This window comes from Acidisoma sibiricum (assembly GCF_057837225.1).
The window spans coordinates 3,868,857-3,893,942 of the sequence record NZ_CM174445.1 but is presented as its reverse complement, the minus strand read 5'-3'; the positions used below and the strand labels follow the sequence as shown (position 1 = coordinate 3,893,942).

19 protein-coding genes are annotated in these 25,086 nt (G+C 64.6%); 15 read left to right on the top strand and 4 right to left on the bottom strand.

All coding sequences use genetic code 11. The features are described 5' to 3' along the window. The first annotated feature begins 18 nt into the window (after positions 1-18). Positions 19-1,581, top strand: a complete 1,563-nt coding sequence (gene ftsZ / locus AC3G7M_RS18340) for a cell division protein FtsZ (protein WP_489213585.1) — start codon at positions 19-21, stop codon at positions 1,579-1,581. Between the two features lie 117 nt (positions 1,582-1,698). Beyond that, positions 1,699-2,859 carry an MFS transporter gene (locus AC3G7M_RS18335; protein WP_489213584.1) on the top strand — a complete coding sequence of 387 codons (1,161 nt, stop codon included), beginning with the start codon at positions 1,699-1,701 and terminating at the stop codon, positions 2,857-2,859. Here AC3G7M_RS18335 and AC3G7M_RS18330 read toward each other — a convergent pair. Then, on the bottom strand, positions 2,818-3,834 hold the full coding sequence (locus AC3G7M_RS18330; RefSeq protein ID WP_489213583.1) for a glycosyltransferase family 2 protein: 1,017 nt from the start codon (positions 3,832-3,834) through the stop codon (positions 2,818-2,820). The genes AC3G7M_RS18335 and AC3G7M_RS18330 overlap by 42 nt on opposite strands. A gap of 145 nt (positions 3,835-3,979) precedes the next feature. On the opposite strand from AC3G7M_RS18330, the gene glgX reads away from it, so the two are divergent. The 5 genes from glgX (at position 3,980) to AC3G7M_RS18305 (ending at position 12,982) form a co-directional block, all read left to right on the top strand. Next, entirely contained in the window at positions 3,980-6,118 is a 2,139-nt protein-coding gene (gene glgX / locus AC3G7M_RS18325; protein ID WP_489213582.1) for a glycogen debranching protein GlgX, read from the top strand. Beyond that, on the top strand, positions 6,115-7,905 hold the full coding sequence (gene treZ, locus AC3G7M_RS18320; RefSeq protein ID WP_489213581.1) for a malto-oligosyltrehalose trehalohydrolase: 1,791 nt from the start codon (positions 6,115-6,117) through the stop codon (positions 7,903-7,905). The genes glgX and treZ overlap by 4 nt, the downstream gene beginning before the upstream one ends. Positions 7,906-8,016: 111 nt before the next feature. Beyond that, positions 8,017-8,388, top strand: a complete 372-nt coding sequence (locus AC3G7M_RS18315; RefSeq protein WP_489213580.1) for a response regulator — start codon at positions 8,017-8,019, stop codon at positions 8,386-8,388. Between the two features lie 255 nt (positions 8,389-8,643). After that, positions 8,644-9,789 carry an efflux RND transporter periplasmic adaptor subunit gene (locus AC3G7M_RS18310; protein ID WP_489213579.1) on the top strand — a complete coding sequence of 382 codons (1,146 nt, stop codon included), beginning with the start codon at positions 8,644-8,646 and terminating at the stop codon, positions 9,787-9,789. A 58-nt stretch (positions 9,790-9,847) separates the two neighbouring features. Next, entirely contained in the window at positions 9,848-12,982 is a 3,135-nt protein-coding gene (locus AC3G7M_RS18305) for an efflux RND transporter permease subunit (RefSeq protein WP_489213578.1), read from the top strand. A 22-nt stretch (positions 12,983-13,004) separates the two neighbouring features. Here AC3G7M_RS18305 and AC3G7M_RS18300 read toward each other — a convergent pair whose 3' ends face one another. Further along, on the bottom strand, positions 13,005-13,505 hold the full coding sequence (locus tag AC3G7M_RS18300; protein ID WP_489213577.1) for a DUF2127 domain-containing protein: 501 nt from the start codon (positions 13,503-13,505) through the stop codon (positions 13,005-13,007). Between the two features lie 217 nt (positions 13,506-13,722). Between AC3G7M_RS18300 and AC3G7M_RS18295 the strand changes: the two genes are divergently transcribed. Continuing rightward, positions 13,723-13,905, top strand: a complete 183-nt coding sequence (locus tag AC3G7M_RS18295; RefSeq protein ID WP_489213576.1) for a hypothetical protein — start codon at positions 13,723-13,725, stop codon at positions 13,903-13,905. A 133-nt stretch (positions 13,906-14,038) separates the two neighbouring features. Here AC3G7M_RS18295 and tkt read toward each other — a convergent pair whose 3' ends face one another. Both tkt and AC3G7M_RS18285 read right to left on the bottom strand, forming a co-directional pair. Further along, a complete protein-coding gene (gene tkt, locus AC3G7M_RS18290) occupies positions 14,039-16,069 on the bottom strand; it encodes a transketolase (RefSeq protein WP_489213575.1) in 2,031 nt (676 codons plus the stop codon). Between the two features lie 489 nt (positions 16,070-16,558). Beyond that, on the bottom strand, positions 16,559-17,230 hold the full coding sequence (locus AC3G7M_RS18285; RefSeq protein ID WP_489213574.1) for a septal ring lytic transglycosylase RlpA family protein: 672 nt from the start codon (positions 17,228-17,230) through the stop codon (positions 16,559-16,561). A 555-nt stretch (positions 17,231-17,785) separates the two neighbouring features. On the opposite strand from AC3G7M_RS18285, the gene AC3G7M_RS18280 reads away from it, so the two are divergent. The 7 genes from AC3G7M_RS18280 to AC3G7M_RS18250 all read left to right on the top strand — a co-directional run bounded on the left by AC3G7M_RS18280 (position 17,786) and on the right by AC3G7M_RS18250 (position 25,072). After that, a complete protein-coding gene (locus AC3G7M_RS18280; RefSeq protein ID WP_489213573.1) occupies positions 17,786-19,048 on the top strand; it encodes a glutamate-5-semialdehyde dehydrogenase in 1,263 nt (420 codons plus the stop codon). A gap of 11 nt (positions 19,049-19,059) precedes the next feature. Further along, a complete protein-coding gene (locus AC3G7M_RS18275) occupies positions 19,060-19,740 on the top strand; it encodes a nicotinate-nucleotide adenylyltransferase (RefSeq protein ID WP_489213572.1) in 681 nt (226 codons plus the stop codon). 62 nt (positions 19,741-19,802) lie between these two features. Then, positions 19,803-20,243 carry a ribosome silencing factor gene (gene rsfS / locus AC3G7M_RS18270; protein WP_489213571.1) on the top strand — a complete coding sequence of 147 codons (441 nt, stop codon included), beginning with the start codon at positions 19,803-19,805 and terminating at the stop codon, positions 20,241-20,243. 19 nt (positions 20,244-20,262) lie between these two features. Then, complete coding sequence (locus tag AC3G7M_RS18265) at positions 20,263-20,718, top strand: 23S rRNA (pseudouridine(1915)-N(3))-methyltransferase RlmH (protein ID WP_489216100.1); 456 nt, start codon at positions 20,263-20,265, stop codon at positions 20,716-20,718. Between the two features lie 37 nt (positions 20,719-20,755). Then, positions 20,756-22,306 carry a 2,3-bisphosphoglycerate-independent phosphoglycerate mutase gene (gene gpmI / locus AC3G7M_RS18260; RefSeq protein ID WP_489213570.1) on the top strand — a complete coding sequence of 517 codons (1,551 nt, stop codon included), beginning with the start codon at positions 20,756-20,758 and terminating at the stop codon, positions 22,304-22,306. 46 nt (positions 22,307-22,352) lie between these two features. Continuing rightward, on the top strand, positions 22,353-23,558 hold the full coding sequence (locus AC3G7M_RS18255; RefSeq protein WP_489213569.1) for a murein hydrolase activator EnvC family protein: 1,206 nt from the start codon (positions 22,353-22,355) through the stop codon (positions 23,556-23,558). Between the two features lie 125 nt (positions 23,559-23,683). Then, positions 23,684-25,072 (top strand): S41 family peptidase, encoded by a 1,389-nt coding sequence (locus AC3G7M_RS18250; RefSeq protein ID WP_489213568.1) that lies wholly within the window; start codon positions 23,684-23,686, stop codon positions 25,070-25,072. Positions 25,073-25,086 lie beyond the last annotated feature (14 nt).

Below are 25,086 nucleotides of genomic sequence, written 5' to 3'. Positions count from 1 at the left end.
TTTCCAAGGAGACCGCCCATGACGCTGAACCTGACCGTTCCGCAGCAGACCCACTCCGACTTCACGCCGAAGATTTGCGTCATCGGCGTGGGCGGCGGCGGCACCAATGCCGTCGACAACATGATCGCGCTCAACCTGCCGGGGGTTGAGTTCATCGTCGCCAATACCGATGCGCAGCAGCTCATGCGCTCCCGCGCTGACCGCCGCATCCAGCTTGGGCCGACCATCACCCAGGGCAATGGCGCCGGCGGCAAGCCGGAAGTCGGCCGTCTCTCGGCCGAGGAGGCCGAGGCCGATCTCGAGCGGCACCTCGAAGGCGTGCACATGGTCTTCATCACCGCCGGCATGGGTGGTGGCACGGGCACGGGTGCGGCACCGGTCATCGCCCGCCTTGCCCGCAAGCATGACATCCTGACCGTCGGCGTGGTGACGAAGCCCTTCTCCTTCGAGGGCATCAAGCGCGCGCGGTCGGCCGAGGCCGGCATCGCTGAGCTGCAGCAATATGTCGATACGCTCATCATCATCCCGAACCAGAACCTGTTTCGGATCGCCAATGAGCACACCAGCTGGAAGGAAGCCTTCCAGATGGCCGATAACGTCCTCTACATGGGCGTGCGCGGCGTCACCGACCTCATGGTCGTGCCGGGCCTGGTGAACCTGGATTTCGCCGATATCCGCACCGTCATGTCCGAAATGGGCAAGGCGATGATGGGCACGGGCGAAGCCGAAGGCGAAGGCCGGTCGGTCCGCGCGGCCGAAGCCGCCATCAGCAACCCGCTGCTGGAAGACACCAATATGGCCGGCGCCCGCGGCCTGCTGATCAACATCACCGGCGGCGAGGATATGACGCTGTTCGAGGTCGATCAGGCCGCCAACCGCATCCGCGAGGAAGTGGACGAGGAAGCCAATATCATCTTCGGTTCGGCGATCGACTCCACGCTGAACGGCCGCATCCGCGTGAGCGTGGTCGCGACCGGCATCGATTCCGCGGCCATCGAATACCGTCCGAAGCTGGAACTCGCCGCCAGCAACGACCGTCCGTCCCAGCCGGCCCAGGTCTCCGCCCCGGCGGTCGCCGAGATGCCGCTCCAGGCCACAGGCACCACCGGCCTCCAGGCATCGGGCGGCTTCACGCCCGCCTTCACCCCCGCCACGCCGGCCACCTCGCTATGGGCCCAGGGGCAGCAGGCGTCGCCCGTCGCCCAGGCGCCGATGCAGAGTGTGACGCAATCCGCGCCACCGCCGTCTTCCGCACCGTCCCTGCGCTCTCCGGCCGGTCTGCCGCAGCGCCCGGCCAGCACGCGCAGCCTCTTCGCTGAGCCGGTTTCCCGGCAGAGCGAGCCGGCGGCACCGGCCCCTTCGGTCGGCACCAGCCTCTTCAACCGCGTGACCGGCGCCATCGGTAAGCGGGCCTCCGCGCCCGCCGCCTCTGCCGCTCCGGCGCCGGTCGAGCGGATGGAGCCGACGGCGGCGGCTGAGCCGCGCCCGGATGCCCCGGCCGCGCGCCCGTCCCGTCCGGCAGCGGCGGATGAGATGGGGGGCTTGGAAATTCCGGCCTTCCTGCGCCGCCAGCAGTCCTGACACGCGTCCCTGGATCTCGTCATGCGCGGCCTTGAGCCGCGCATCCACCCGATCGAACGCCCGAACGGGTAGGCCCGCGGAACATATCCGCGGGTGACGGCACAGGGAATTCCTGCGGTGAACACGACGACGATGTCTCATCGGCTACCCGCCGCGCGGCTTTCCACGCGGCTGTTTTTTCTTCTGGCGGGCTTCGCGAACGCGGCTTGGGCGCCGATGGTGCCTTTTGCCAAGGCGCGCACGGATCTGGGCACCGCCGCCTTCGGCCTCGTTCTGATCGGATTGGGCATCGGTGCGGCAATCGCCATGCCCGCCATATCCTGGGGCCTCGGACGCTACGGCTCCCGCGGGGTCACCACCGCCGGCGCTCTCCTCGTCGTGCTCGTCCTGCCGCTGCTCGGCTGGGTATCTGACCCGGTCGCGCTCGCCGGCGCGCTGATCGTCTTCGGCTTCGGCATCGGGGCGCTGGACGCTGCAATGAACGCCCAGGCGGTGGAGGTCGAACGGCTCAGTGCGCGGCCGCTGATGTCGGGCTTCCACGGCATGTTCAGCGTCGGCGGGCTGATCGGCTCGCTCGGCCTGACGCTTCTGCTCGGGGCGGGTCTCGCGGTCAGTCTCGCCGCTCTGCTGACGGCCGGTGTCGTGCTGCTGGTCACGCTATGGCGCAGTGGTTCTTTGCTCCGCGGGCTGGAGTCGCCATCGGCCGGCCGGGCGGCTGGGCAGACGGCAAGTCAGCGGGCGCTGCATCCTTTGGTTCTGCTCATCGGTGGGCTTTGTTTTATCGGCTTCCTCGGCGAAGGGGCGGCGCTCGATTGGAGTGCGCTCTACCTGCATGGCAAGGGCCTGCCGGCAGCCTATGGTGGCCTGGGCTATGCGGCCTTCTCCGTCACCATGGCCTGCGGCCGTCTGTCGGGGGATTATCTGACGCGCCGCCTGGGCCGGTTGCCCTTGCTGCGGCTCAGTGCCCTCATCGCGGCGGCCGGCTGGGGGGCTGTGGTACTGCTGCCCGGGCCGGTCGCCCTGCTGGGCTTCGCCCTCATCGGCATAGGTGCGTCCAATATCGTGCCCTTGCTGTTCAGCGCGGCGGCGCGGGTGCCGGGCGTGCCTGCCAGCATCTCCATCCCCGTGATCACCGCCGTCGGTTATGCGGGCATGCTGCTGGGGCCGGCTCTGGTCGGCTTTGTCGCCAGCGCCACCTCCCTCGGCATCGCTCTGCTTATCGTCGGCGCGCTGACCTTAACGGTGTTCGGAGCGGCTCACCGGGTCGGGCGTGAATAGGACGGTATTGCGCCCCGGCTCATCCCAGTGGTGGCGGATGATGTAAAGCGGGCGGCATTTCGTCTCCTCATACATCCGGCCGATATATTCTCCGATCACGCCCAGCGCGATCAACTGGGTCCCGCCCAGGAACAGAATGGCGACCATCAGTGACGGATAGCCGCTGACCGGATTGCCAAGGAACAGCGTGCGCAGAACCAGAAACAGCGCATACAGCAGCGAGGGCAGGGCCACCGCCACCCCGACATAGGAGGCCAGGCGCAGCGGCACCTGGCTGAAGGACGTGATGCCCTCCAGCGCGAAATTCCACAGACGCCAGTAGGTCCAGTTGGTCTGACCGGCATGGCGCGCGGCGCGGCGATAGGGAATGCTGGCGGTCGGAAAGCCGATCCAGACGAACATCCCCTTCATGAAGCGCCGGCGCTCCGGCATCTGCCGCAAGGCATCCAGGGCGGTGCGGGACAGCAGACGGAAGTCGCCGGTATCGGCCGGTATGGCGATATCGCTCAGCCGGTTCAGGCAGCGGTAGAACAGATAGGCGCATGCACGCCTGAGCCAGCTTTCGCCCTCCCGCGCCACGCGCACGGCATTGACGATCTCGAACCCCTCCCGCCATTTCGCGATCAGCGCCGGGATCAGCTCGGGCGGGTCCTGCAGATCCGCGTCGATCGGGATGATCACGGTGCCCCGCGCATGATCCAGCCCGGCGGTGAGCGCCGCTTCCTTGCCGAAATTGCGTGAAAGATCGATGACGCGAAGGTGTGAATCCGTCGCCTGCAGGCGGCGCAGCAGGGCCAGGGTGTCGTCCCGGCTGCCGTCATTGACGCAGATCACTTCCCAGGCCTCGCCGGTCGCCTGCATCACCGGCCGCAGCCTGTCCAGAAAGTTCCCGATCGTGGCTGCCTCGTTATGGCAGGGGGCCACAATGGAGGCGAAGGGAAAGGGCTGGTCGCTGGGCGCGCTGATGCGGGTCATCGTGGGTCACGATCCGGTGGGCCTCTGTCCAGAATTGATACCAAATCATAACGTTCTGGTAAAGAACTGACCTGAGCCTTGGCGGCGGCCGGTTTCATCCCATCTAGGGGGCGATCATCATGTATTGCCGGATGGAGTCCCCCCCTTGGTCGAACGTCTGAACGCGCGTCTTCGTGAAGGCCTGCCGCATCCGCGTGGTGCGACCTGGGACGGGGAGGGCGTCAATTTCGCGCTCTTCTCGGCCCATGCCACCAAGGTGGAGGTCTGTCTTTTCGATGCCGAGGGCGGAGAGGAGATCGCCCGCATCGAACTGCCCGAATATACCGACCAGATCTTTCATGGCTGGATCGGCGATATCGGGCCGGGCCAGGTCTATGGCTATCGCGTCTACGGCCCCTACGAACCCGAACAGGGCCACCGCTTCAATCCGAACAAGCTGCTGCTGGACCCCTATGCCCGCGCCCATACCGGCGAACTGGAATGGAATCCCGCCATCTTCGGCTATCAGATGGAATCCGGCGACGACACCACCTTCGACGAACGCGACAGCGCGCCCTTCGTCCCCAAGAGCGTCGTCGTCGATCCCAACTTCGACTGGAAGGGCGAGCCTGACCGCAACCCCATTTCCTGGGATCACACCATCCTCTACGAAACCCATGTGAAGGGCTTCACCAAGAAGCATCCAGAGGTCCCCGAGGCGCACCGCGGCACATATAAGGGTCTCGGCCATAAGTCGGTGACCGACTACATCCGTTCGCTGGGCATCACCTCAGTGGAATTGCTGCCTATCCACAGCTTCATCAATGACAGCCAGCTGCTGGAGAAGGGCCTCACCAACTATTGGGGCTACAACACCATCGGCTTCTTCGCGCCCGATCCGCGCTACGCGCACGAGCGTGAGCAATCTTTGCGCGAATTCAAGGAGATGGTGGCCCGTCTGCATGAGGCGGGGCTCGAGGTCATTCTCGACGTCGTCTACAACCACACGGCCGAGGGCAATGAGCTGGGACCGACCCTGTCCTTCAAGGGCATCGACAATGTCAGCTACTACCGCCTCCTGCCGGATCAGAAGCGCTACTATATCAACGATACCGGCACCGGGAACACGGTCAATCTCAGTCATCCCCGCGTCATCCAGATGGTGACGGACAGCCTGCGCTACTGGGTAGGGGAGACGCATGTCGACGGTTTCCGCTTCGATCTCGGCACCATTCTGGCGCGTGAGCCGCATGGTTTCGACGAGCAGTCGGGCTTCCTCAAGGCCTGCGGGCAGGACCCGCTGCTGCAAAGCGTCAAGCTGATCGCCGAGCCCTGGGATTGCGGGCCGGGCGGCTATCAGGTCGGCGGATTTCCGCCCGGCTGGGCTGAATGGAACGACAAGTTCCGCGATACGGCGCGGGATTTCTGGAAGGGTGAGGCGTCGGCCTCGGCCCTGGCACCGCGTCTCTGCGCCTCCGGCGATATGTTCGACCGGGACGGCCGCCGTCCGTATGCCTCGGTCAATTTCATCACCGCGCATGACGGTTTCACGCTCAATGACCTCGTGACCTACAACGACAAGCATAACGAGGCGAACGGCGAGAATGGCCGCGACGGCAGTTCGGACAATCGTTCCTGGAACTGCGGCACCGAAGGTCCGACTGATGATGAGGCAATAAACGACCTGCGCAGCCGGCAGCTGCGCAATATGCTTGCGACCCTGATCCTGAGCCAGGGCACGCCGATGCTGCTCGCAGGTGACGAATTCGCTCGCACCCAGCAGGGCAACAACAACGCCTATTGCCAGGATAGCGACATCAGCTGGCTGAACTGGGACATCGAAGACAAGGGCAAGTCGCTCATCGCCTTCGTGCAGAAGCTCACGCAGCTGCGGCATGACTATGCCATTCTGCGCCGCAACCGCTTCCTGCGCGGTGTCTATAACGAAGAGCTTGGCATCAAGGATCTCACCTGGATCAACGCCGCCGGCATCGAAATGGAAGACGGGCACTGGCAGGATCAGGGCACGCGCTGCTTTGGCATGCTGATCGACGGCCGCGCGCAGCCGACCGGCATCCGCAAGCGCGGCGGTGACGCGACCATCCTCATCGTCTTCAATGCCGCGTCCGACGGCGTCAATTTCACCCTGCCGGATTGCGCGGGCGGGGAGGAATGGACCCTTGTCATCGACACCAACCTGCCCGAGGCTGATCCTTCGGTGTTCAAGACCGGCGATGTCTATACCGTGACCGGCCGCTCGCTGCTGGTCTTTGGCCATCCCAACAGTGAAAGCGAAGCCGCATGACCACGCGTGCCCATGCCATGCCCTTCGGTGCGGAACTTCGTGGCGATGGCGTGCGGTTCCGCCTCTGGGCGCCAGGCGAGGATCGGGTGGCGATCGCAATTGACGGGCGTGGGCCCGTGGCCATGGCGCGGCAGGATGACGGCTGGCATGAGTTTGCCGCCATCGGCGCCAAGCCCGGCGCGCTCTACCACTATGTTCTGGCGAGTGGGTTGCATGTGCCCGATCCCGCCTCGCGCTTCCAGCCGCAGGATGTGCATGGGCCGAGTGAGGTCATCGCACCCGACGGTTATGACTGGCAGGACGCAGACTGGCGCGGCCGCCCCTGGGCCGAGGCGGTTATCTACGAGCTGCATATCGGCACTTTCACGGCGGAAGGGACCTTCCGCGCGGCCATCGGCAAGCTTGATCACCTTGCCGGTCTCGGCGTGACCGTGATCGAGATCATGCCGGTCTCGGATTTTCCGGGCACGCGCAACTGGGGCTATGACGGCGTTCTGCCCTTCGCGCCTGACAGCAGCTACGGCAGGCCGGAAGATCTTAAGGCCTTGGTCGATGCGGCACATGCCCGCGGGATCAGCGTCATGCTTGATGTCGTCTACAATCATTTCGGGCCTGACGGGAATTACCTGCCCGTCTATGCACCGCAATTCTTCACCGAGCGCCATAAAAGCCCCTGGGGGGCCGGCATCAATGTCGATGGCGCCGACAGCCGCCCGGTGCGCGACTTCTTCATTCATAACGCGCTGTACTGGATAGAGGAATTTCATCTCGACGGCCTGCGGCTCGATGCCGTCCATGCCATCCAGGATGACGGGCCGAAACATCTGCTTATGGAACTGGCCGAGACTTTGCGCACGCAAATCACCGACCGTCCGCTGCATTTGGTGCTGGAGAATGAGGACAATCGGGCGAGCTACCTGGTGCGCGATCAGAACGGCGTGCCGCGCGATTACTCGGCCCAGTGGAATGACGATGTCCACCACGTGCTCCATGTTGCGGCAACGGGCGAGGATGTCGCCTATTACGCCCCCTATGCGCATGATCCAGGCCTGCTCGGCCGGGCGCTGGCGGAAGGCTTCGCCTTTCAGGGTGAGGCGATGGAATATAGCGGCAAGCCGCGGGGGGAGCCTTCAGGTCACCTGCCGCCCTCGGCCTTTGTCGCCTTTGCCCAGAACCACGACCAGATCGGCAATCGCGCCATGGGTGAACGTCTGACTCAGATTGCGGCGCCGGCGGCAGTGCAGGCCGTCTCGGCTGTTTATCTGCTGCTGCCGCAGGTGCCCATGCTCTTCATGGGCGAGGAAATAGGCGCCACCTCGCCCTTTCTGTTTTTCGCTGATTTTGAGGGCGAACTCGCGGAAAAGGTGCGGGAAGGCAGGCGGGAGGAATTCGCCCGCTTCCCGGAATTCAGCGACCCCGAGACGCGCGAAAAAATTCCCGATCCTCTCGCCGAGACGACCTTCCTGGCGTCGAAACTGCACTGGGATGCGGCAGACCCCGCACGGCAGGACTGGTACCGGCGCATATTGGCGGTGCGCCGGGAAAAGCTGCTGCCGGTCCTGGACCAGATCGGCCAGGGCGGACAGGCTGAGAATCTCGGCGGCCGGGCTATCCGGGTCAGCTGGGCGGTCGGGGAGGGGCGTGCCCTGGTGCTCCTGGCTAACCTCTCCGCACACCCACAGGCAGCTACCGTCTCACAAGACGTTGAGCTGATATGGCAGGAGGGCACCGCGCCGGAGAATGGCCAGCTGCCGCCCTGGTCTGTTCGCTGGATGTTGTCCGCCTGACGGCGAAGCAGCAGAAGCACGGCCGGGTTGCCACGCGATCGTGTGGGTGCCGAGACGATGTAACGTTGCAACACAAGGGTCACATACTGGTCCTGATCCGCCGGAATGGGGATGGATGTGGTGATATTACTGGTCGAAGACGAAACGCTGATTCGCGAGATTATGGCCGAAAGCCTCGCTGAGGACGGATTTGACGTCATTCAGGCGGCAAGCGGTGATGAGGCTATTGCCTTGGCGGACAGTGACTGCGTGCCGATCGATGCGCTGGTGACGGATTTCCATATGCCCGGCGAAACCGATGGGGCAGAGGTGGCCGCTCATCTGCGCATCCTCCACCCGGCCCTGCCTGTGATCATCGCCTCCGGCCGGCCGGACGTCATCGCCCGCTCATGGGACCCTGAACTCGGTTACCGCTTCCTCGGCAAGCCCTATCTGCCGCGCCATCTGCTCGCCATGCTGCGGGATGTTTTGCCCGCCGCCTGAACTGCCGTATCCGGGTTCCGCACCCTCTGCGGCGCCTGGTCCGACTGCCTCGTCACATGTAGCCATCCGGTCACCGCGCAGCAACAATTGGCGACGGCGGCTGGATCAAGACAGGAACAGGACGCGTCCAAAGGTTTCGTTCTGTGACGGATTGCAACATCCGCTCACGAAGCGGAGAGAAAGGCGAGGAAGGCCTCGCAGACAGTCACCTATTCGCCTAGCTGCACTCCCTACGGCATGAGGAGGGGGAGCCAGATGAACCGGTTTATCCGCAGGTCCGGTGAATGTCTCGCTGCGCTTGGCATGGGCCTGGCCATTGCGCATGGCGCTTTTGCGGCCCAGGCCGTCCCCGTAACGGTCACCAAAGCAGAGACCCGAAACGTTCCCGTCTATCTCGACGGCCTGGGCAATGTGCAGGCCTATAACACGGTCGCGATCAAAGCCCAGGTTGGCGGCGTCATTGTCGATCTGCCGGCCAAGGAAGGGCAGGAGGTCAGGAAGGGTGACATCGTTGCCCGCATTGATCCCTCTGCCTATCAGGCATCGCTCGACCAGGCTCTGGCCCAGCGCGCTGAGGATCTCGCGTCCCTGCAAAGCGCGCAGCTGGACTTGGCGCGCTATACCAAGCTCGCGAGCAGCAGCTACGCCCCGGTTCAGCAAGTCGATGATCAGCGCGCCACGGTAGCCAAGGATCAGGCGACGATCCAGGCGGACAACGCCATGATCGAGACGGCCAAGATCAATCTCGGCTATGCCACGCTTCGCGCGCCTTTTGACGGCCGGGTCGGTCTCTACCAGATCGACATTGGCAATCTCGTCCAGGCGAACGGCACCAGCCCTATCCTCACCATCACCCAGGACAAGCCCATCGCGGTGGTCTTCACCCTGCCCGAGGACCAGTTGCCGCAGGTGCAGGATGCGCGCGCCAGGGCGACGCTCACGGTTCTGGTAACGGACAAGGATTCAGGCGCGCCCATGGCCACCGGCACCCTGATGACGCCAGACAATACGATCGCGGCCGCGACCGGCACCATCGCGCTCAAGGCCCGCTTTGCCAATGATGACGATCATCTCTGGCCCGGCCAGTTCGTCAATACGCGGCTGGCGGTAAGGGTCCTGCAGAATGCCGTCACGATCCCCTCCATCGCCGTGCAGCACGGGCCGGACGGGCTTTTCGTATTCCTGGTCAAGCCGGACGCCTCCGTGGCCCAGGTGCCTGTCACCGTGTCCTATCAGGACAGCGGCATGAGCGTGATTTCCAAAGGCGTCGCGGCGGGCGACACGATTGTTGTCTCCGGTCAGTCGCGCCTCTCTGCCGGCACCAGGGTTCAGGGCAAGGCTGTCGACGCGGCCAAGGTGGAGGCTGCCGGTGCGACCGATGACGGCGGCTTCCCCGGATGAGCCGCCGCCCCGGCTGCGTCCTGTCCCGCGCCTGTCCGCCAAAGGGTCCTGAGCTTCGATGAGCATTTCCACGCCTTTCATCCGGCGCCCCATCGCGACCTCGCTGGTGGCCGCAGCGATTTTCCTGGTCGGCCTGGCCGCCTATCCGCTGCTTCCCGTCGCCCCCCTGCCGAACGTGACCTTCCCGACGCTCACCGTCTCCGCCCAATATCCGGGAGCCAGCGCGGCCACCATGGCCTCGACCGTGGCGACGCCCCTGGAGACCGAGTTCGGGCAGATGCTGCCGGGTCTGGCACAGATGACCTCCGTCAGCGTCTACGGCAATACGCAGATCACGCTGCAGTTTGATCTCAGCACCAATCTCGGCAATGCCGAGACCCTGCTGCTGGAGGCGATGAATGCGGCCCAGGGCTCTCTGCCCGCGGATATGCCCAGCCCGCCGACCTTCCGGGCCATCAACCCCTCCGACAGTCCGATCATGATCCTGGCGATGCATTCGGATCAGGCGCCGATCACGGAAGTCGACAACTACGCTGAAAATATCGTCGAGCAGCAGCTGTCCCAGCTGCCGGGCGTCGGCCAGGTCCTGGTCGGCGGCCAGCAGACGCCGTCCATCCGGGTGCAGGTGGACCCGGCGCGCCTCGCCGCCATGGGCATGACCCTGGAGGACGTGCGCAGCGTTCTCGCCAATGCGACGGTCGATGACCCCAAGGGCAGCATCGACGGGCCCAACCGGTCCTTCACCATCTACAATAACGACCAGATGACGACGGCCGCGCCCTATAACGACCTCATCATCGGCTACAAGAATGGCGCGCCCATCCGCATCGGGGATATCGGGCGGGCGGTCGCCGGGCCGCAGAACCGCGAACTCGCAGCCTGGGTCAACAACAAGCACGCCGTGCTGCTGCTGATCTTCAAGCTGCCGACCGCGAATGTCATTTCAACGGCCAATGGCATCAAGGCCAAGCTGCCAGCGCTGGAAGCGTATTTTCCGCCCGACGTGCATCTCGATGTCGTCTCGGACCGCACGCTGACCATCCGCGCTTCGGTCGATGACGTCGAGTTCACGCTCGTGCTCGCCATCTGCCTCGTCGTGGCGGTCATCTTCCTGTTTCTGCGCAATGTCTGGGCCACCATCATTCCGAGTATCACCATTCCCGTGGCCCTCGTCGGCACGCTCGCGGTGATGTATGCGGCGGGCTTCAGCCTCGACAACCTCTCCCTTATGGCGCTGACCATCGCCGTCGGTTTCGTCGTCGACGACGCCATCGTCATGCTCGAAAACATCGTCCGCCATATGGAAGAGGGGATGGGACCGTTTGAAGCGGCGCTCAAGGGCGCGGGTGAGATCGGCTTCACCATCATCTCCATCAGCCTGTCGCTGATCGCGGTCTTCATCCCGCTTCTGCTCATGGGGGGTATCGTCGGGCGCCTGTTTCGGGAATTCGCGATCACCGTTTCCATCACCATCGTCATCTCGGCCGTCGTGTCGCTCACGCTGACGCCGATGATGGCCTCGCGCTTTTTGCGGCATGAGGCGAAGACGCACGGCAGAATTTACAATGCCATCGAACGCATCTTCGACGGGATGGTGAGCTTCTATAGCCGCACCCTCGATGTCGCGCTCCGTTTCCGCTTCATCACCCTGATGATCTGGGTGGCGACCGTCTCGCTGACGATCTTCCTCTACATCATCATTCCCAAAGGTTTCTTCCCGACCCAGGATACCGGCACGATCATCGGGATCTCGGAAGTGGCGCAGGACGCGTCCTACCGGCAGATCTCGCGGCTGCAGCAGCAGTTGAACGCTGTGGTCCTGCAAAACGCCGCCGTGCAGGCGGTGACATCGACCGTGGGCTCGGGCGTCGGCGGTCAGGCGCCCAATGACGGCCGCATGTATATCTCGCTGAAACCCTGGGATCAGCGGAAATACACCGTCATGCAGGTCATCGATCAGCTGAACAAAGCGACGGCGTCACTGACCGGCATTCGCCTCTATATGCAGGCGGCGCAGGATGTCAGCGTCGGTGCCCGCCTCTCGAAGACGCAATACCAATATACGATCCAGGATTCGAACTCGGCCGAGCTTAACCACTGGGCGCCGAAGGTGCTCGCCGCCATGCAGAAGCTGCCGATGCTGCAGGACATTACGTCTGATCAGGAGAATGGCGGCACCACCGTTTCAATGGTGATTGACCGCGAGCGCGCCGCGCGTTTCGGCATTCAGCCTGCAGCAATCGATGCGATTCTCTATGATGCATTCGGCCAGCGTGAGGTTGCGCAGTATTTCACCGGCAACAAGGCCTATTACATCATCCTGGAAGCCAAGCCGAACGAGTTCGGCAAGCTCAGCACGCTCGGCAAGCTTTACGTCAAATCGACCACCGGCGCCGTGGTGCCGCTCTCGACCTTCGTCTCCGTGACCACGGCGCCGGTGCAGCCGCTTGCGGTCAATCACCAGAGCCAGTTCCCCTCGGTCACCATCTCCTTCAATCTCAAGGGCAATGCCTCGCTCGGCGATGTCGTCGGCCAGGTCGCCAAGATGAAGAGCCAGATCGGTGTGCCCGATACGGTGCAGGGCAATTTCCAGGGCACGGCGCAGGCCTTTCAGGCCTCGCTCAGTTCCGAGCCCATCCTGGTCGCGGCCGCTCTCGTCGCCGTCTATATTATCCTCGGCATTCTGTATGAGAGTTACATCCTGCCGCTGACCATCCTGTCGACCCTGCCGTCGGCGGGCGTCGGCGCGCTGCTCATGCTGATGATCTTTGACTATCAGCTGACGGTCATCGCGCTGATCGGCATCATCCTGCTCATCGGCATCGTCAAGAAGAACGGCATCATGATGGTGGATTTCGCAATCCACGCCGAGCGGCAGGAAGGGCTCTCCCCGTTGGAGGCGATCCGTCAGGCCTGCCTTCTCCGCTTCCGGCCCATTCTGATGACGACGATGGCGGCCATCCTCAGCGGCGCGCCGCTGATGCTGGAAAGCGGGGCGGGTTCGGAACTGCGCAAGCCGCTGGGCTTCGCCATGGTCGGCGGCCTGCTGCTCAGCCAGGTACTGACGCTGTACACCACCCCCGTCATCTATCTCTATCTCGACAGGCTCCAGGACGTCCTCTCGCCGAAGCGGAAGCGGCGCCTGCCGCGTCTGGCGGAGAAAATGGCGCCGGTGGCCCAGGCCGGGGAATAGCGGCCATGCCGGGTTGATGCCTCTACCCGGTCGTGGAGACCCTGACCCGGCGGCGGAACCCGTGTTCCCTGACAAGCCGGTATTCGTGCCAGATCAGCCACATCACGCCGAGATCGAAGATCGTCAGCAGGATCATGCCCGGACTGGGCAAAAGCAGAACGCGATAAAGCTGGTAGAGGATGAACAGACTGAGCACGGCGAGCGAGGCCGGATAGGCCCAAAGCTTGCCGCGCAGCAGAGCCGCGACCAGCACGATCTTGGTGAAGCCGTGGCTGAGCAGATAGAGGGCGAAGAAGGTCTTGTTTCCGCCTGAGAAATGATCGGCCCACCGCGTCAGATAGGTCGCGATCATATCATGCGGATCTTCGGCCAGCTCTGCCTGCGTCAGCAGGCCGACTAGGCGCGTGACGGCCTGGGTGCTGATGAGGCTCAGCGCAAGGCCGCCGAGACATTCGACCACGCCATGCAATCCCTTAAGCAGCATGCTGGCCTGGAAAATCTGGTGTATCTGCCGTTCGCTCATGGCTGTCCTTGCTCCGCCCGGCGCATTGCAACGCTCGGGCAGGACAGGTCATGGCAGCGCCAGCTTACCATCGCCTGACATGGTTTCGGGGTGGGTGCGGCCGATCCCTTCATGAAATGGTTTGCCCGGTGCGATATCTCGGAGATGTCGACATTCTGTAAGGTAAACGAAAGCTAAATGAGCCTAAGGACGTTCCAATGACCGTGGGAATGCGCCAATGGCACAGTATGAGGCGAAACGGCTGACCTTCACGCGGGACGTGGCCCTGCCCCTGTCCCAGGTCGCGCCACTCTGTATCCCGCAAAACCTTCTAACAGACCCTGACCCTATCGACGCCGCGGAGGCTGAGGACGCCGAGATCGCCGCGGCCCGGCTGGGTGGCGTGGCCCGGTTCGACTGATCTTACCTGGGACCCCCGACGCAAAAATGCGATAGGCGCGCTCTGCTTGTAAGCAGCCGTCCAGTCTGGGCGCAAAGAAAGGCCGGCGGAATTGCTTCCGCCGGCCTTTTTGTCATCCGCAGAGACCTGAAGCTCAGCCGGCCTCGGCCAGGCTTTCCTTCGCGGCGGCAACCACGGCGTCGGTGGTGATGCCGAACTTCTTGTAGACATCGCCGATCTTGCCGGACGCGCCGAAGCTGTGCATGCCGACAAAGCGGCCGTAATCGCCGATATAGCGTTCCCAGCCGAGTTCGACCGCCGCTTCGACCGCGACGCGGGCCTTGTTCGTGCCGATGACGGACTTCTTATAGGCCGCGTCCTGCAGCTCGAAATGCAGGCGGCTCGGCATCGACACAACGGCCGTCGGGATGCCTTCGGCCTGCAGCACGGCGCGCGCCTCGACGGCGAGATGCAGCTCGGAACCCGTGCCGATCAGCGTCACCTGGCGCGGGCCGCCTTCGGCCTCCAGCAGAACATAGGCGCCCTTGGCGGACTTGTTCTCGGTGCCAGCCTCTTTACGCAGCAGCGGCATCGGCTGGCGGGAGAGCGCCAGGAAGGCCGGACGATGCGGCTGTTCCAGCACCATTTCCCAGACCTCGGCGGTCTCGACCGGGTCACCCGGACGATAGACGCCAAGATTCGGCATGGCGCGCATGGCGGCCAGATGCTCCACCGGCTGATGGGTCGGGCCGTCTTCGCCCAGGCCGATGCTGTCATGGGTCATGACGAAGATCGAGCGGATCTCCATCAGCGCGGACAGGCGGATCGAGGGGCGGCAATAGTCGGAAAAGCACATGAAGGTGCCGCCATAAGGGATCAGGCCGCCATGCAGCGTAATACCGTTGATGGCCGCCGCCATCCCGTGCTCGCGGATGCCGTAATGGATATAGGACCCGATGAATTCGCCCGGATGGATCTCGGTCTGATTCTTCGCCTTGGTATTGTTGGACGGCGTCAGGTCGGCCGAGCCGCCGAGCAGTTCGGGGATCGCGTCGAACAGGTGGTTCAGCACCGCGCCGCTTGCCGCCCGCGTCGCCAGTTCCTTGCCGCTGTCGATGAACTCCTTCCGCGCGGCGGCAATGGCATCGCGCCAATCGGCCGGCAGCTCATTGTTGACGCGACGCTGGAATTCGGCCGGGGCCGACTTGAAGCGCTCTTCCCAGGCGGCACGCTCTTTCGCGCCGCGGGCGCCGATCTCGCGCCATTCCTTCAGCAGGTCCTCGGGGATGACGAAGGGCGGGGAGGGCCAGTTCAGCATCTTGCGGGCGCCGGCGATTTCTTCCTCGCCCGGGGCATCGCTATGCGCCTTGTGGGTGCCGGCCTTGGTCGGGAAGCCGAAGCCGATGATGGTCTTGCAGGCGATCAGCGTCGGGCGGTCGGTGACGGACTGCGCGGTCTTGATGGCTTCGCGGATGGCGTCCGTGTCATGGCCGTCGATTTCCAGCGTGTGCCAGTTTTCGGCTTCAAAGCGCTTGATGACGTCTTCGGAGGTCGAGAGGCTGGTGTCACCGTCGATGGTGATGGAATTGTGATCCCAGAAGCAGATCAGGTTGCCGAGCTTGTAATGGCCGGCAATCGAAATCGCTTCCTGGCTGACGCCTTCCTGCAGGCAGCCGTCGCCGAGGAAGACATAGGTGTGATGATTAACCAGATCGCGGCCGAACTGGGCGCTCAGGATGGCCTCGGCAAGCGAAAAGCCGACGGAATTGGCGATGCCCTGGCCCAGTGGGCCGGTCGTCGTCTCAATGCCCGAGGCATGGCCGTATTCGGGGTGGCCGGCGGTCTTGGAGCCGACCTGGCGGAAGGTCTTCAGATCTTCGATCGACATGTCCTGGTACCCAAGCAGGTACAGCAGGCTGTAGAGCAGCATCGAAGCATGGCCGTTCGACAGGATGAAGCGGTCGCGATCGAACCACTTCGGATCGGCGGCGTCGAACTTCATGAATTCCTTGAACAGGACGACCGCGATATCGGCCATGCCCATGGGGGCGCCGGGATGCCCGCTTTTCGCCAGCTGCACGGCGTCCATCGAGAGGAAGCGGATGCAATCCGCGAGGTCGCGCAGGTGCTGGTCTTTCGGAACCGGAACGGTCTTGATCGCTGAGCCCGGGGTGGCGTCTGCCATGGTTATAAAATCCTTCTTCGCGAGGTCGTCTATGCATGGGTATGGCATGGCTCGGCCTGCGCTGAAACCGGGGGCGCAGGTTTTGCACAATCTTCACAGACACATCTGCGGCCCGGCCTGACGGCCTTGTGTCGCGGTCAGGTGCGGGTTCTGCCGAACAAGCGCCATTACATAAGCACGATTGCCGTCAAGCCGTCTCGCCCCGTGGCGGACCGTATGCAGAGAGCGGGGACGACATTTGCGCTGATCACATATTTTTGTGCTGCGCGGGCGCCTCAAAGCGGGCCCGTCATCGACAGTGCAGACGCCGTGGCGGTGGCGACCGCCCTAAAGATTGCTTGAAATGCGCGGCGGTGAGTTAGTGGCGCCCTCGGCGCCGTCCGGCGTGTCTTTCGAGAACCGGAGCGGAGCGGCTGGGCGAGGCCGTGAGCACCGGACGCGCCGAACGGCGCACCGGATGATCACCGCAACAGCGTTTTGAAAAGTCTCTTAGTTTTCTGGCGTCAGGGTCACCATCGCGAGACCCTGGCGTTGGATGCCAAGGCGCTCGGCGGCACCTTCCGAGAGATCGATGATACGGTGGCTGGAATAAAGGCGATCCGTAATGGTGACGACGACCGAGCGGTCGGTGCCCGGAACGCGCACCAGCACCTTGGTGCCGAAGGGCAGGGTGGCGTGGGCGGCCGTCATTTCATGCATATTGAAGATGCGGCCGCTGGAGGTGCGCCGGCCATTATGCCGGCCACCGTAATAGGAGGCGACACCGGACTGGATCGCGGCGGTCTCAATCCCTGAGGCCGTAGCGGTGCTCGCATCCTGGGGCTCGGTAAAGCTCGTCAGATGGACGGAGGAGCCGATCGTCTTGCCGCTGGACGGATAGGAAATGTCAGCGACGGCTGGGTTCCAGCCATCGCTATCCGACCCATGGGCAACGGCGACTTGATGCCCGTGGACATGGCGCATGGCCAGGTGCCGAAACTTCACGTGGCGATTGTGGCGCAAGGTGGTCATGGCGACGCGGGTCTTGGCATGGCGGGTAACCGCGGCCGTCGTCCGGGCGTGATGCAGGTTTTTCTCCTGCGTCGTCGCGGCATGGGCGACTTGATGGCCGAAAGTGATCATCAAGATCGGGGCGAGAGAGAGCGCAAAGCGCGACTTCATCCCAGGTCTCTCCTTTTTGGGGGAAGCAGCAGGACGCACTTCCCCATGAGATCCGGTGGCATCGCAAAGCGGCGATACGGTGCGGATCAATCTTGTGCGACCCGTTAAGGTCGTCTCGAAGGAATTTCCGCTAAGGCCTTGTGAGTAAAACGAATCGCGGAATCGAGAGTGAAAAGAATTGTCAGTCACGTTCGTGATAATGCGTAATTTTCTCGACGATGCAAGCGAAACTCGGCGAATGAACGCGAGCAAGGTGATCAATAATGCCGACCACCACGCTAAGTTGTTCTTGTCAAAGGGCAAGTTTACCTCGCCACATTTCCGCCTTGATTGATTGGGCGTTAATTAGATTTTGATTTGACTGGTCAACAGTCTGTCACATTTGTGTCAGATCTCGATCTTTGCCATGCGACTGTTCGCCAATGCTGCTCAAGTGCTGCGCGATGCTGCCGCGCGCCGGCCGGCATTGCCAGCCAAGTCCCAGAAGGGCAGAAAGTCGCGGTTTTATTGTGCTAATCTGCTCGTTTAGTTCCGCTTTGTTCTGCAGGCTCACTGATGAATATCGAGTTCGATTCCGCCGCCGCTGACCTGCGCACGGCAGCCCTCGCGGCCCGCAATGCCGCCCGCCTGCTGGCCCGTTCCAGCCATGAGGCGCGCATCCGCGCGCTCCGCGCGGCCGCGGCGGCCTTGCGGGTGCGCATGCCGCAGATTCTCGATGCCAATGCCCTGGATCTCGCGGCCTATGAGGGCGCTGCCTCTCTGCGGGATCGCCTGCGCCTCGATGCGAAGCGCGTCGAAGCCATGGCGGTGGGCCTGGAGGAGATCGCGGCACTGCCCGATCCGCTCGGCCGCGTGCAGACGCAGTGGACGCGCCCGAACGGCCTGCAATTTCAACGCATATCCACACCGATCGGTGTTATCGGCATGATCTACGAAAGCCGGCCGAATGTCGGCGCCGATGCGGCAGGGATATGCATTGCCTCGGGCAATGCCGCCATCCTGCGCGGCGGATCGGACAGTTTCCATAGCGCCCAGGCGATCCATGCTGCCATCGTCGATGGTCTGCGCGACGCCGGCCTGCCGGAAGCGGCGGTCCAGATCGCACCCAATACCGACCGCGCCTTCGTCGCGTCCATGCTCAGGGCGGCCGGGCTGATCGACCTCATCATTCCGCGCGGCGGCAAGGGTCTGGTGACCCGCGTGCAGGCCGAATCCCGCGTCCCCGTGCTCTCCCATGCCGAGGGCCTGTGCCACACCTATATCCATGCCGCCGCCGATCCCGCGATGGCGCGGGCGATTCTGAAAAATGCCAAGATGCGCCGCACCGATGTCTGCGGCGCGACCGAAACCCTTCTCATCGATGCTGCCATCGCGCCCAGCCTTCTGCCCGCAATCGTGGCGGACCTCGCTGCCCTCGGCTGCGGCTTCCGGGGCGATGAGCGGGCGCGGGCGATTGTGCCGGGCCTGACGCCTGCCAGCGAAGACGATTTCAGGACGGAATGGCTCGACAAGATCCTGTCCATCGCGGTCGTCGATGGGGTCGAGGCGGCGATCGACCATATCGCGCGCTTCGGCAGTGAGCATACCGAGGCGATCATCACCGAAGACGCTGTGGCCGCCGAGCAGTTCCTGGCCGGCACGTCCAGCGCGGTGGTGCTGTGGAATGCCTCCACCCAGTTCTGCGACGGCGGGGAATTTGGTTTTGGCGCCGAAATCGGCATCGCCACGGGCCGCCTTCATGCCCGCGGACCGGTCGGCGTCGAGCAGTTGACCACCTTCCGCTATCAGGTGCGCGGATCGGGCCAGGTGCGGCCCTGATTCAGCGTCCGATGCGGGGCGAGCGGGACGCCGTGCCGCAGCACGGCGACCGGCGGCGCATGCGCGTCGGTATCCTGGGCGGGTCCTTCAACCCGGCGCATGAGGGCCATCGTCATGTCGCAAAGCTCGCACGCCGCCGCTTCGCCCTCGATCAGGTCTGGCTGATGGTGTCCCCCGGCAATCCGCTCAAGCCCGCGCGGGGCATGGCGCCTTTTGCCGAAAGGCTGGAATCCGCCCGGGCGATTGCCGATGGCCGCCGCATTGTCGCGACCGCGATCGAGGCAAAGCTCGGCTCCCGCTATACCTGGGTGACGCTGCGGCGCCTGCACCGACTGTTTCCGCGGGTAGATTTCGTCTGGCTGATGGGGGCGGATAATCTCGAGGATCTGGCGCGCTGGCAGCGCTGGAAGACCATTGCCGCCGATACCGCCCTTGGGGTCCTGCCGCGGCCGGAGCATAATATGGAGGCTCTGGCAGGACGCGCCGCCCATCGCCTGCGCCGCGCGCGCCTGCCGTCCCGCGCCGCCTCTCGTCTTGCCGCAGCCCAGACCCCTGCCTGGATTTTCTTGCCTGCCGCGCAAAATGCGCTATCCGCAACAGCGCTACGTGCGGCGAAGTCAGCAGCCTCCGCCACAGGGGCTGTCACAATCGATGCTGCGACGCGCAGCGCCACAAATGGAGAAGGCCAATAGCCCGCAATCCGACCACCGACCCGGCTGCACCGCGCCGCCGCGTCGCTGCCCCCAAGGTCACGGTGACCCCCGGGACCCCGTCCGCGCCGGCGACGCTTCGCAAGAAGGCCGTCATCTCGGGTCCGCGCGCGAAAAGCCGCAAGCTTGCCGCCCAGCCGTCAGACCTCGATCGTCTCCAAGCCCTCATCGTCACCAGCCTGGAAGACGACAAGGGTGAGGACGTCGTGACGCTCGATCTGGCCGGAAAGGCGAGCTTCGCCGACCGCATGATCATCGCGAGCGGCCTCGCCGACCGTCAGATCAGCGCCATGGCGACCCATTTGCAGGAAAAGCTGCGCGACCAGGGTTTCGGCCGCGTGCGCATCGAAGGCGAGGGCGGTTCCGACTGGGTGCTGATCGATGCCGGCGATATCGTCGTCCATCTCTTCAAGCCGGACTCGCGTGAGCTGTACGGCCTGGAAAAAATGTGGGGCGCCGAGCTGGACGAGGCGAGCGAGGGCTGAGCCCGCCGATCGTCCCGTGATGCGCGTCATGGCCATCGGCCGCCAGTCCCGCGGGCCGGAGGCGGAGCTTTTCGCGCGTTATGCCGCCCGTCTGCGGCCGCCGCTGGCGCTGACGGAACTGCCGGACGGTCGCGGCGCGCCGGTCGAGATCAAGCGGCGCGAGGGCCAGGCGCTGCTCGCGTCCCTGCCGCCCCAGGCTTTTGTCGTCACCCTTGATATGGATGGCGCCACGCCGGACAGTCCGGGCCTCGCGAAGCTGCTTTCCGGCTGGCAGCAGCAGGCGCGTCCGATCTGCTTTCTGATCGGGGGCGCGGAAGGGCTGGATGGCAGCGTCATCAGCCGCGCCGATGCCACGCTGTCTCTGGGCCGGCTGACCTGGCCGCATATGCTCGTGCGCGTCATGCTCGCCGAACAGCTGTTCCGCGCCCATAGCATCCTGACCGGCCACCCCTACCATCGGGAGGGACGGCCATGATACCAGCAGCCGAAGTCTGACAACGGAGATCTGCCCCATGACCGACCACCTGCCGCGCCCGGTAATGCTGGTGATTCTGGACGGATGGGGATGGCGTGAGGCGAACGAGGACAATGCCGTGCGCCTGGCGCACACGCCGACCTTTGACCGGCTGTGGGGCAATGGACCGCATACCTTTCTCAGCACCTCGGGCGAGGATGTCGGCCTGCCGGAAGGCCAGTTCGGCAATTCCGAGGTCGGCCATCTGAATATCGGCGCCGGTCGCGTGGTGATGCAGGATTTGCCGCGCATCACGCGCGCGACGCGCGACGGCTCGCTCGCTCAGAATGCTGAATTGCTTGCTCTGATCGCCAAAGCCCGCGCGGGCTCGGGCACCGTTCATCTCCTCGGACTGATCTCCCCCGGCGGTGTGCATGCCCACCAGGACCATGCCCTGGCGCTCGCCAAAATCCTCACCGATGCGGGGCTTTCTGTCCTCATCCATGCCGTCACCGACGGGCGCGACACGCCGCCGCGCTCGGGCGCCGGCTTCGTCGCCACCTTCGAGGCCGCGCTGCCCCAGGGGGCTCGGATCGCGACCCTCAGCGGCCGCTATTACGCCATGGACCGCGACAACCGGTGGGAACGCGTGAAGCGCGCCTATGACGTCATCATCGCGGCCCAGGGTCCGCATTTCGGCTCCGCCGCTGAAGCCATCGCCGCCGGCTACGGCGAGGATCTGGGCGACGAATTCCTTCTCCCCGCGGTGATCGGTGACTATAGCGGCGTGCAGCCGGGCGATGCCCTCCTGACCTTCAACTTCCGCGCCGATCGCACCCGCCAGATCCTGATGGCGATCCTCGATCCGGCTTTTGACGGGTTCGACCGCGGACCGCTGCCGCCCTTCGTGGCTGCCGCCGGCATGACCCAGTACAGCACCGCGCTCGATGCCTTTCAGCGCACGCTTTTCGCGCCGATCGGCATGGATGACCTGCTCGGCCAGGTCGTGGCCCGCGCCGGCCGCCGCCAGCTGCGCATGGCCGAGACCGAGAAATACCCCCATGTCACTTACTTCCTGAACGGCGGCAATGAAGTCCCAAATGAGGGTGAGGAGCGCATCCTCGTCCCCTCTCCCAAGGTCGCGACCTATGACCTGCAGCCCGAGATGTCGGCGCCGGAACTGACCGCGAAGGCGGTGGCGGCGATCGACAGCGGGCGCTTCGATCTCATCATCCTTAATTTTGCCAATCCCGATATGGTCGGCCATACCGGTATTCTGGAAGCCGCGATCAAAGCCGTGGAAACGGTCGATACCGGCCTCGGCGAGATCGTCGCGGCCGTCGCCCGCCAGGGTGGCGCGCTTTTCGTGACCGCCGATCATGGCAATTGCGAACTGATGCGCGATCAGGTGACGCATGTGCCGCATACCGCGCACACGCTCAATCCGGTGCCCGCGATGTTGTTCGGCGCGCCGGCGGGCACCACGCTCGCCGCCGGCCGGCTGGCCGATATCGCGCCCACCCTGCTGGCGCTGATGGACATCGCGCAGCCTCCGGCGATGACCGGCGTCAGCCTGCTGCGGAGCGCGGCCTCTGCCACGAGCCCGTAGCATTTCCATCCGCCCAAGCTTCGGTCTGGTTCTGCCGGTCGCCGGCTTGCTGGCGGCCAGCCTGATTATGCCGGTGCTGGCGGCCAGCCCGCCGTCCCAGGCGGATGTCAAACGGGCGCAGGCGCAGCGTGCCTTGCACCAAAGCCAGGCGGAGGCGGCGCGGGCCCGCGCCGCAGCCCTCGCCGCCATGCAGGCCAGCCTGTCGCAGCAGCGGGTGCAGGCCGCCGCCCGGCTGCGCGCGGCGGAGGAGGCGACGGCGGCAGCGGCAGACCGCATGTCCGATCTCGCCGCGCAAAAGAAAAAGGTGGCGACTGCCTTGGTGGCGCGGGCCGCTGCCTTCGCGCCCATGCTGCCGCTGATCGAGCGGCTGGCGCTCTATCCGTCCGAAACGCTGCTCGCGGTGCCGGCACCCCCGCAGAATACCCTGCGCGGGCTTCTGGTCCTGCAGGGCCTGTCGCGAGAAATCGGCCGCCAGGCAACCGCCCTGAAGGCGGAGCGTGACCAGCTCGACAGCCTGACCGCCGCTATGGAGGCGGCCGCGCCGGCTTTGGCCCAGGCGGAATCGGTGCAGGCGGCCCAGGAAGCGGCGCTTGATGCGCAGATCGCGAGCGCCGCCGCCGATCGTCAAAGTGCGGAAAGCGACGCCGCCGCGGCCGATCAGGCGGCGGCCCAGGATGCGACGCGCGCGCAGACCCTGCAGGACGCCATTCAGCGCATCGCCGCCGCCCGCGCGGCGGCAGCGGCGCGGGCCGCGCGTGCGGCGCGCCTGGCCGCGCGGGCCGGCAAGGCGGCGGTGGCGGCGCGTGCCCAGGCCCAGGCGCAAGCGCTGGCGACGTCGGCCGGCAACGGCCTCGGCAATCCCAGCGGCCAGATCATGGCGCCGGTCGCGGGCAAGCTCGTGCGCGGCTGGGGTGATCAGACCCTGGCGGGTCCGGCGACCGGGCTGTCCTACGCGACACCGCCGGGCGCCCGTGTCGTTTCTCCCTGCAGCGGCAACGTTCTCTTCGGACAGCCCTTCCGCAGCTATGGCTTGCTCATCATCGTCGATTGCGGCAAGGGCTATGACTTCGTGCTCGCCGGCCTTGACCGGCTCGACGTCAGCGTCGGACAAAGAGTGCAGTCGGGCGAGCCCGTGGGTATCATGGGCGGGTGGAACCCTTCCCAACCCGCGGTCAGGCCGAAGCTTTATATGGAATTACGGCGGGATGGGACTCCGGTGAATCCTACGCCATGGCTGCGGGCGCAGGGTTGATTGTTGACCGATTTCCTCCCCACACTAAGCCCATCTATGGTGACGACCGACGCCCTCCGTTGCGCTAGTCTGTCGTCTCTCCGCCCCACCACCGCGCCCCTGGGGGCGGCTTTAGGAAAGTTCGGATGAAGTTTCGCTCTGGCTTGCTGATCGGTTCGGCGTTTGTGGCGGGTCTCGCTCTGGCACCCGCGTCCAACGTTCTTCTTCATCGCTTCGGGGCCGATCTCGGCATGTCCCGCGCTCTGGCTGCGGAGGATAATGCCTCTGGCACCTATCAGCTGCTCAGCCTGTTCGGCGATGTGTTCGAGCGCGTGAAGGCGGATTACGTCACTCCGGTGAACGATCAGTCGCTCATCGAGAATGCCATCAACGGCATGCTGGCCGGGCTTGATCCGCACAGCGCCTATATGAATGCCCAGCAGTATCGCGACATGCAGGCGCAGACCGATGGCGCCTTCGGCGGTCTGGGCCTTGAGGTGAGCCAGGAAAACGGCTTCATCAAGGTGATCAGCCCGATCGACGGCACGCCGGCGGCCAAGGCCAATATCAAGCCGAACGATCTCATCATCGCGATCGACGGCAAGTCCGTGCAGGGCCTGTCGCTCGATACGGCGGTCGATGAAATGCGCGGGGCCCCCGGTTCTAAGATTTCGCTGACCATCAAGCCGGCCGATAAGCCCAAGCCCGTTGTCATGACGCTGACCCGCGAGGTCATCAACGTGCCGGCGGTGCATTCCGAGCTTTACGGCGATGTCGGCTATATCCGCCTCTCGGTCTTCAGCGAGAATGCCGATCAGGGCATCCGCGACGCGCTGAAGAAGCTCAATGCCCAGTCCAAGGGCAAGATGCGCGGCTATGTTCTGGACCTGCGCAACAATCCTGGCGGCTTGCTCGATCAGGCGGTGGCCGTCGCCAATGACTTCATGAATACGGGCGAGATCGTCTCCACCCGCGCCCGCCACCCTGAGGACAGCGAAGTCTGGAGTGCGAAGCCCGACGGCGACGTTGCGGGCAACCTGCCCATGGTCGTGCTGATCAATCCGGGTTCGGCCTCGGCGAGTGAGATCGTCTCCGGCGCGCTGCAGGATAATCGCCGCGCCATCATCCTGGGCGAGCGTAGCTTCGGTAAGGGATCGGTCCAGACCGTCATCCCGCTGCCCGATAACAGTGCCATGCGTCTGACGACGGCGCGCTACTTCACCCCCTCCGGCCGGTCCATCCAGGATCTGGGCATCACGCCTGATATTCAGGTGGCCGAATCGGCTGAGGCAGCGAACGCCATGCAGCCGCTGCGCGAAAGCGATCTGCAGCACGCCATGCTGAATCCCAACAGCAAGCAGCTGCCGCCGCTGCCGCCGCGCACCGACCTGCCGTCGATCGCGAAATCGATTCCGAAGCAGCCGCCCGCGAACTGGCCGAAATTCGACCCCACCAAGCCCACGACAGACTTCCAGCTCCAGCAGGCGCTGAAAGTGGTCGACGCGATGCGGCCCCAGGACAGCGCCGCGAACTGACCACCGCCACCGAC